The sequence below is a fragment of the Stakelama portus genome (assembly GCF_003171655.1).
Lineage (GTDB): Bacteria > Pseudomonadota > Alphaproteobacteria > Sphingomonadales > Sphingomonadaceae > Sphingomonas > Sphingomonas portus.
The window spans coordinates 1-5186 of record NZ_QFZL01000013.1 but is presented as its reverse complement, the minus strand read 5'-3'; the positions used below and the strand labels follow the sequence as shown (position 1 = coordinate 5186).

General features: G+C 57.5%; 6 protein-coding genes. All 6 read left to right on the top strand.

Translation table 11 applies throughout. From position 1 onward, the window contains the following. Positions 1-410 precede the first annotated feature (410 nt). Positions 411-956 (top strand): antirestriction protein ArdA, encoded by a 546-nt coding sequence (locus DKB74_RS18450; protein ID WP_239987608.1) that lies wholly within the window; start codon positions 411-413, stop codon positions 954-956. A gap of 1 nt (position 957) precedes the next feature. Then, on the top strand, positions 958-1248 hold the full coding sequence (locus tag DKB74_RS18445) for a hypothetical protein (RefSeq protein WP_109809670.1): 291 nt from the start codon (positions 958-960) through the stop codon (positions 1246-1248). A 291-nt stretch (positions 1249-1539) separates the two neighbouring features. Next, on the top strand, positions 1540-1677 hold the full coding sequence (locus tag DKB74_RS18745) for a hypothetical protein (RefSeq protein WP_154670839.1): 138 nt from the start codon (positions 1540-1542) through the stop codon (positions 1675-1677). A 78-nt stretch (positions 1678-1755) separates the two neighbouring features. After that, complete coding sequence (locus DKB74_RS18440) at positions 1756-3366, top strand: type IV secretory system conjugative DNA transfer family protein (RefSeq protein ID WP_109809669.1); 1611 nt, start codon at positions 1756-1758, stop codon at positions 3364-3366. Positions 3367-4560: 1194 nt separating this feature from the next. Then, positions 4561-4827 (top strand): hypothetical protein, encoded by a 267-nt coding sequence (locus DKB74_RS18435; protein ID WP_109809668.1) that lies wholly within the window; start codon positions 4561-4563, stop codon positions 4825-4827. Beyond that, positions 4824-5069, top strand: a complete 246-nt coding sequence (locus tag DKB74_RS18430) for a recombinase family protein (protein WP_109809667.1) — start codon at positions 4824-4826, stop codon at positions 5067-5069. Before DKB74_RS18435 ends, DKB74_RS18430 begins: the two co-directional genes overlap by 4 nt. Positions 5070-5186 lie beyond the last annotated feature (117 nt).

Sequence of the window (5186 nt, the reverse complement as noted above, 5' to 3'; positions counted from 1 at the left end):
GCAGAGGACCTGTGTGAAGCCTGTCAAACAGCTGTCTCGAGTGGCGGACCGGTCGCGCTGGTATGGTGATGCACAATCTTGAAATGACGCTTAGGACCGACGCCCCGTTTATGGGTTCACAACCTAGAGAAGATAATGCGACGCCGCATCGCATAGCAATGGACCCATTCGATCATCGCATCCAAGTCTGTGGGTATTTCGTGCGCCCCTCAGGGCCGGGCTTTCGTAAACCGAACCCGGTAATCGGTTTCGGCCATTCGGCTTCAATCCCTCGCGCAAGGGCTTAGGGCTTCGCCCTCGGCGCACTTCACCGAAAATAGACGGTCTCCCGAGGCTCGCCGCTAGCGGCTGCGCCCGCCGTCGATTTCCGCCTCCGTTCGCACACCCATCCTCGCCGGAAGCAGGGGTTCATGAGCAACCCCATTCCCAGAGGATTTGAAATGGAGAAAGAACACGAAATCAGAATTTATGTGGCCTGTCTGGCCTCCTACAACAACGGCAGGCTGCATGGCCGCTGGATCAATGCGCGGCAGGACGCTTGGGGGATTTACGACGAGGTGGCGGCGATGCTTCGCGCCTCTCCGATCACCGATGCCGAAGAATGGGCCATTCACGATTATGAGGGTTTCGGGGGCTACCAGTTCTCCGAATATGAGGGCTTGGAGGATGTGGCCGCGATTGCCGCGTTCATCGGCCAGCACGGCAAGCTGGCGGGCGAGTTGCTCTCCTATTTCGGTAGTCTGGATGAAGCGCGCAGCGCCATCGAGGATCGCTATGCGGGCGAGTATGAATCCGTTTCGGATTTTGCGCGGGAGTTGAGCGAAGAGACACAGGCCGCTCCCGCGAACCTTGCCTCTTACATCGACTACGACCGTATGGCGCGTGATCTCGAGATCTCGGATGTTCTCGCCTTTGAGACCGACTTTGGCGAAGTCCACGTTTTCTGGAGCCACTGACATGGCAACGGAAACGCATCGCTTCGCATGGCGGGGCATCGAGATGGAAGCCATCTACGTCCCGCTCAAATGGGGCTTGATTGCCCATCTCGAAATCCGCAGCCTCAATCCGCCGCGTGCACCGCTCCCGATCACCGAGACCGGATACCGCTCGCACTTTCATCAGCCCGGCACCATCGAAGCGCTCGGCGGCGATGTGGTCGCGCAGGTAGTCGCATGGCTCGACGAGGAAGCGGCCAAGCCGGAATGGCAGACTCACCTTGAGCGCAGCAGGCAGTATAGCCTGTTCTGAGGCTATCCCCCCATCCTCCCTTCCGAGCATCTCTATTTCGCAGAGCCAGAAATCGGGCCGGTCGCCCGATTTGTGGAAAGGAGCACTATGACAATCATCCCCATGGGTAGCGGCGGGCGCACGACCTGCGTGCCGCATCGCCCTCAGCCCGATTGGCCTCTGATCGTGTGGCTCGCATTCATTGCGGGCATCATATTGGGAACTGGCCTGACCTACCCCCCCAACCGACCAGATGCAGCGCTTTATCAGTCGGGCACCGCAGTGACGCGGGAGCAACCAAGGAGGCCATGAATGGCGAAGCAAAGAGAGTGGGAGCCGAAACGCGGCACCATCGAATGGGGTCCGAAGGAGCCGGAAGGCGTCAATGGATGGGCCATCGTCGGGGTCATCATCGGCGCACTCGTCCTTCTCGGTCAGTGCGCAGGATAAGCGACGACCACCACCAACAGACCTTCAAGGGCGGGGAGCGATCGCCGCCCATTTTCTTTGCAGCGAAAGGACAGGGCCATGGTGAATGCGGAGCGCGACCGGTTCGGTAGCGCAAGATGGGCTGAGGACGCGGGAAAAGCCCGAGCGGGATTATTCGGAGGTAAGGGCTTCCCTATCGGCTACAGCGCCAACCGTCTGATGCGGCTCGATTCAGATTCCCCCGGCCTGATCGTAGCGGGCGCGGGCGCCGGAAAATCGCGCGATGTCCTGATCGAAGCGATTATCCGTTGCGCAAACCAGCGGCTTTGGGTGCTCGACCCCCGCGGCGAACTGGCCGCCGTCACCATCCATAATTTCGCGGCACAAGATGCCTACGCCTATTGCTGGAACCCTGCCCGGCTACACCCGCACATTCTTCCCAGCCACCGGCTCAACCCGCTCGACATCCTGAACGAGGCCGATCCGTGCTTTCACGCCGATTGCGGCTTCATCGCCGCTTCTCTGATTCCGCTCTCGGGCAGCGCCAACGGGCACTATTTCGAGCTTCGCGCCCGCCAGTGGATCGAGCTGCTGATCAAGTCGCTCGTTGAGCAGCACGGAAGGGCCAGTTTTCCGATGCTGCGCGACGTGCTGAACGCGATCGAGGGCAATGCCGTATTCTGGGATGCGCAGCTCAGCGCCATGGAGCAATCGAAGCACGGCGATGTGCGCACAGGTGCCGCGGAAATGTGGCAGAAGCAGCGCGACGTGCCGAAGGAGTTCGGCGCGATCCTCGGCACCATTAAGGGTCAGCTCGGGTTTCTGAACGACCCCACTTTGATGGACTCGTTGGACGAACCGGACTTCTCGCTCGCCGATCTGGTCAACCCGCATCAGGTCGCGAGCCTGTTCGTGAACGTGCCAATGGAATATGTCGCACAATGGTCTTCGTTGTTGCGCACCCTTTTTACCGTCAGCCGCCTCTATAAGGGCCGCGCGCCCGATGCACCGCGCCTCACCATGATCGTGGATGAGGCCGGGCAAATGGGCCGCTTTGAGTCCCTGCTCTCGGCCTTCACCTTTGGACGCGGCGAAGGCGTCCGAACCTTTGCCGTGTTTCAGGACGTGGGCCAGATCATCCGAAATTTCGACGCGGCAACGTTGCAGAGCTTCATCGGGTCGGCACAGTTGCGAATGTTCTTCGGGGTGCGCGACTATCAGACCGCGCAGTTGGTCGCGAACATGCTGGGAAACCAGAGCCTGAGCTTCGACGACGCTCTCCAACAGGAGGGCGCGCACCGGCAGCAGATGCACGCGCTCAACCGGTTCCTGTTTGAGGGCGATGCTAACGCGGCGTTTGACTACATCCACTACCGCGAGGCGGCGCAGCACCGCTCGATGATGCAGCGCCCGCTCATGACCCCGGATGAAATCCTGGCGATGCCGGAAGATCGGATGATCGAATTTATCTCCGGCCTCAATCTGCCGCCCGTCTATGCGACGAAAAGGCCGTATTTCGAGCAGCGCGACCTCAACGGCAAATGGCTACCGAACCCGTTCCACCCTCCCGCCGATCTCGTGAAACTGCCGGGTTTGATCGTGAGCAAATCGGCGCGGGTGATAACGGACGATGTTCCAGCGCATCTGGCGCATTACCCGCAGCATCAGGTAAGAAAAATGCACCGTGTGGAAGGCTATAGTGGTGTTTGAAATTGCCCGTTCCGGCAACCTATGTTCCAATTCCTGCCTTGCCTACACCCCCGTTTTGCCGGATCAGATACACGACTTGCTAGATCTGGATATTGTTACATACTCGTTGTTGCGAGCGAGGCTGGTCATGACAGCTTAGAGACAAATGAAAAACTGGGCTAAGAAGGGATAATATCGTGCGCGACATTTCGCTGCTCACCGCAGTCGCTGCCATCCTACTAGGCTCAATCGGCTTTGCTGTGCCGGACAGTTCTCGAGCAAAGCGCTATCAGGCTGTTCTCTGGGGTCTAGCAGGAGCATTTCTAGTTTTTAATTTAATGCTATGGCGATCCACTTCTCTCGACGCCGCGCAGTACGGTTCCTGCTTAATTGATGCAAAACCGGATGCGTGTGCTCCGCTCCGAGGTTCGTCTCCAACGCCGACCCCATCGACCCCAGAACGAATGGCGGCGCCGACGGGTCCTTTCAATCCGTTTCCGATCACGCAGTCGTGGGCTGGAATGGCGATCACGGATGGTAAGCCACCGAAGGCTCTACCTGGGAACTTGACAGTTCGGATCTACCGAAATGGTCAGTCAGATGAACTGTTGCTGCGGTTCGGCGAATGCGTGCAAAGGCTGCAGCTAACTTCATCGGACGATTTCTCGCGAATCTATGCTGCAAACACGGACCTTAACTTATCAGGCGGATGGGGAAAATATCCATGGCCATGCATGCATATGGATTGGGTTGAAAAAGTTCTACATAACGATAACGTAGTAAAGTTGTCATATTCAAAAGATAGAACAAATACGTTACTTTTGCAATGGAGGGGCCCCGACAGTACCGATGGCACGCCTTCAGATACAGTGTATAACGGTACTCTGGTGGGTGATTGACCAATTTTCTTGAGAACTGGTAGAGAAAGTTGGATATTAAACGACAATGCCATGATTGTGGCACAAGAGGGAGTGTGATATTTAGGCATATCAATGCGGCATATTTCGATTTCGGAATATATTCCTAGACTTTCTGATCTAAATATGTTCCATTACGGTTAGATGCGCTACCAGTGCACCCAGATCGATAGAGCCTCGCCCGAAACGGCGGGGCTTTTGCGTATCTAAGCCCCCAGCAGGGCAGCAACGGGCATGTAGCTTTCCCCAACATCAACATTCTGCTGCGCGGGTGACGCCGCGAACAGGAATCACGACCATGCAATTGCCCTATGACGACTACCGCTCGTTCTATGACGAGCTTGGCATGGAGGAAACCGAGGGCCGCAGGCATTTCGAGTATCTGGTCGATATCCTGAGTTGCTTCGCCCGGCACTTCTTCGGGGAACCGCAGACCGCAAATGGCTTGGGGATAACTCTGGATTTCGATTCAATCGCCGGGTCCGGCAGAGTAGAATCGAGAGTGAAGCTACTCCCTTCTTTCAACAAAACCGCCAACGATAAGGCAGGAAGGAATGGCCCATGACAGCCAGAACAGAACAACAGGCCATCATTTACGCCCGCGTATCATCCAAGCGTCAGGTCGCGGACGGCAACGGCCTTGAATCGCAGGAGACCGCCTGCCGCGAATATGCCGAGCGGAAAGGCTATGAGGTCGTGGCCGTGTTTCGCGATGACATGACCGGCAAATCCAACCAGCGTGGCGGGCTCAAGGCCATGATCGCGACCATCGCCAAACGCAGGCCCGGCACCATCGTCCTGACGTGACCCCCGCTTTTTCCTCCAGTTGGAGCTAGAGTCCGACCCGACGAAGGGACGGACGGATGAAGCGGAAGCAGTTTTCGGAAGAGCAGATCATCGGCATTTTGAAGGAAGCCGAGGCGG

What these genes read in the sequence shown, in the direction of transcription:
- DKB74_RS18450 (WP_239987608.1), top strand. Translation starts at nt 411, where the DNA reads ATGAGCAACCCCATTCCCAGAGGATTTGAAATGGAGAAAGAACACGAA.
- DKB74_RS18445 (WP_109809670.1), top strand. Translation starts at nt 958, where the DNA reads ATGGCAACGGAAACGCATCGCTTCGCATGGCGGGGCATCGAGATGGAA.
- DKB74_RS18745 (WP_154670839.1), top strand. Translation starts at nt 1,540, where the DNA reads ATGGCGAAGCAAAGAGAGTGGGAGCCGAAACGCGGCACCATCGAATGG.
- DKB74_RS18440 (WP_109809669.1), top strand. Translation starts at nt 1,756, where the DNA reads ATGGTGAATGCGGAGCGCGACCGGTTCGGTAGCGCAAGATGGGCTGAG.
- DKB74_RS18435 (WP_109809668.1), top strand. Translation starts at nt 4,561, where the DNA reads ATGCAATTGCCCTATGACGACTACCGCTCGTTCTATGACGAGCTTGGC.
- DKB74_RS18430 (WP_109809667.1), top strand. Translation starts at nt 4,824, where the DNA reads ATGACAGCCAGAACAGAACAACAGGCCATCATTTACGCCCGCGTATCA.